The sequence below is a fragment of the Pontibacter sp. BAB1700 genome (genome assembly GCF_000277005.1).
Taxonomy (GTDB): domain Bacteria; phylum Bacteroidota; class Bacteroidia; order Cytophagales; family Hymenobacteraceae; genus Pontibacter; species Pontibacter lucknowensis.
The window spans coordinates 1-2,219 of sequence record NZ_AKIS01000264.1; the positions used below are offsets into that span (position 1 = coordinate 1).

Sequence of the window (2,219 nt, forward strand, 5' to 3'; positions counted from 1 at the left end):
ATCCGCCGCTCCTCTTCCGTGTACACGCTGCCATAGGCAATGTCCCTGGGGTCTACCCTATCCTCCCCGATTTCCTGTATGGCCGAGTAATCGGTCCTATACTTAAACTCGTCCCGAAAAGCCGAGAACTTATCCTTCATGTCCCGCTTTCTCAGGTTGGCATCCGGAAGGGAGGTATTAAGGGCTGTTGTCTCGGTGAGCTCCACTTTTGTTTGTGCGGCGGTGGCCGCCGGTGTCATGTCCAGCCACAGATAATTAAGCAGGACAAGGAAAGGCAGTATGATGAGCGGGATGGCATATCTGGGATGCCGAAAGTTAATTCTCTTCATGGATGATTCGGTTTAAACGCTGATCAATAGCTTTGAGAAAAACACTGTCTTGAGCACGCAGGCTGTCAGGATCCAGCTGCCTGGCCGTGTTGTAGAGCTTTATCAGCTCCAGCATATCTGCGGTACTTGACCTGCCTATAGTCATCTTGTCGCCAGAAGTATCAAACTGCCTGTACAGCTTGCCAACCGACACGGCATAGTTTCCCTGGTGCAGGTGCCGGACGACTAATAGCCCCATGACAGCCACAGACAGTAAAACCAGCATGGACAGCACTACTGCTTTAGGATTCGAGGCACAGTTGTCCCTGACACTTTCCCTGAGGTATGAAAGCCTTTGCTTTATGTTACCGCTAAAAGGATTTCTTTTCGACATACTCCAAGTCCTTGTTCATGACCGTTTTCCAGTTCTTTATCAAAAGTCCATGGGGGTTGTTCTCTGTGCGCGGCACTTCCTCAAGATCCCCCTCTGTGACAAGAAGTCTTTTCATCACAGAGGTCTCCCGCTCAATGCGCTGTGTGGCGTAGTAGGTAAAGTGCCTGTTTTCGTCCACTTTAACGCTATCGGTTTTGATCGTCAAAACCGCAGAACTAGCCAGGATCTGGTTGTAATAACCCTTCTCCTTCAGGTTGTTGTATTGTGCCAGACCGGATTCATCCACCAGGTACATGGCCTTGGAGATGTTATTCTTAATGTAGGCGTCATCTGGAGGTAGCGTGAAGAAGAGCAGGTGAAACATGTTCACGTGCGACTTGTACTCTACTGTCCGGTTTACCCCCAGCTCGGTCTGCTCCACCAAGAGCGGCACCGAGTGGTCAATCACATAGATCTTCTTCCGTTGCTCCTCGGCATAACGAAAGGCAAAGGCGCAAACCGTGCCTACTATAATGATGGAGGAGATAAAGCTGCCGATACTCACGGCAAATGCCAGCTTCATTTTCTTTTCAAGGTTGTTTATCATAGCAAGCGCTTTTTAGTTTACTTTAAAATTCCTCCGGCCGCCTTCGCAGCTCCTCCTGCCATCGTACCAATGGCATTACCCACACCCGTGGTGTGCACGATCCAGGTGGAAATAATGGGAATGGTCAGCATGGCCAATCCTCCCACAATCAAGGAGACGATGTAGAAACTGATGCTGCCCGAGGGGAAGGAAACGTAGGCAATGAACATCTCTTCGTTGCCCAGTACTGCCTTCAGGATATCTATTTCCTTCATCAACCCATACTTGACCAGCACAAAGGAGATGGACATAACGATATAGCCCAGTCCCGAGTACAGCCCCACGGAGATATAGCGGGCAATCCAAGTCAGGTAAGAGTCCCGAAAGCCCGGCAGCACGCTAAGGCAAAGGAGAAGGGACCCAGGATCACCAGAATGCCTGCAAAGATGATCTGCAGGAAATAGATAATGTAGGAGCATACCTGAAAGATGCTGATCACAATCCACTCAACCACCATCATCGCCGTAAAGTGCAGCTTGGCCATCAGCATCAGGTAATAGCCTTTCATTTTGTTAAACAGGGTTGCAGGTCAATCCCCATCGTTTCGTACCAGCTCGCGTCACTGGCTTCACTCTCAATCCGCTCAAACTCGGCGCTGCTCTCAGAGAGTTTTCGGGCCACAGAGTCTACCAGCGCGAGGCGTTCCCGGTGCAAATCCTCCACCTGGTCTACCTGTGCGCCGTACATGCCTTTTGCCTGATCATTGACTAGCTGCAGCGGCAGGTTCACAGCATCGATAAACCCTGGCCAGAAAACAATCACCAGTGTCAGGGCGAAAGGGCGCAGCAAGGGCATGATGCGAAGCGTTTCATCACCGGCCATCATTTTGTAAGCCTCCAGGCCAAAGTAGAGCAGCATGCTGATGGCGCAAAGCGCCTGCGCATCATACAGA

General features: G+C 50.7%; 4 protein-coding genes and 2 pseudogenes. All 6 read right to left on the minus strand.

Features of this window, described 5'->3' with window-relative positions:
* Positions 1-329 (minus strand): annotated as a pseudogene (locus O71_RS21105) (conjugative transposon protein TraM); the annotation flags it as partial.
* A complete protein-coding gene (locus O71_RS21110) occupies positions 316-594 on the minus strand; it encodes a hypothetical protein (RefSeq protein ID WP_040575099.1) in 279 nt (92 codons plus the stop codon). The gene O71_RS21110 and the pseudogene O71_RS21105, both read right to left, overlap by 14 nt.
* An 85-nt stretch (positions 595-679) precedes the next feature.
* The gene (gene traK / locus O71_RS21115; protein WP_007661352.1) at positions 680-1,288 is read right to left on the minus strand and encodes a conjugative transposon protein TraK; all 609 of its coding nucleotides are present in this window, start codon (positions 1,286-1,288) and stop codon (positions 680-682) included.
* Positions 1,289-1,305: 17 nt separating this feature from the next.
* A complete protein-coding gene (locus O71_RS22340) occupies positions 1,306-1,665 on the minus strand; it encodes a hypothetical protein (RefSeq protein WP_051017844.1) in 360 nt (119 codons plus the stop codon).
* Positions 1,635-1,835: a hypothetical protein gene (locus O71_RS22345; RefSeq protein ID WP_051017845.1), complete on the minus strand. Its 201-nt coding sequence runs from the start codon at positions 1,833-1,835 to the stop codon at positions 1,635-1,637. The genes O71_RS22340 and O71_RS22345 overlap by 31 nt, the downstream gene beginning before the upstream one ends.
* Positions 1,832-2,219 (minus strand): annotated as a pseudogene (locus tag O71_RS24490) (plasmid transfer protein); the annotation flags it as partial. The pseudogene O71_RS24490 and the gene O71_RS22345, both read right to left, overlap by 4 nt.

Excerpts from the sequence above, each read along its gene's own strand:
- O71_RS21110 (WP_040575099.1), bottom strand. The coding sequence starts at position 594 with ATGCTGGTTTTACTGTCTGTGGCTGTCATGGGGCTATTAGTCGTCCGG.
- O71_RS22345 (WP_051017845.1), bottom strand. The coding sequence starts at position 1,835 with ATGAAAGGCTATTACCTGATGCTGATGGCCAAGCTGCACTTTACGGCG.
- traK (WP_007661352.1), bottom strand. The coding sequence starts at position 1,288 with ATGATAAACAACCTTGAAAAGAAAATGAAGCTGGCATTTGCCGTGAGT.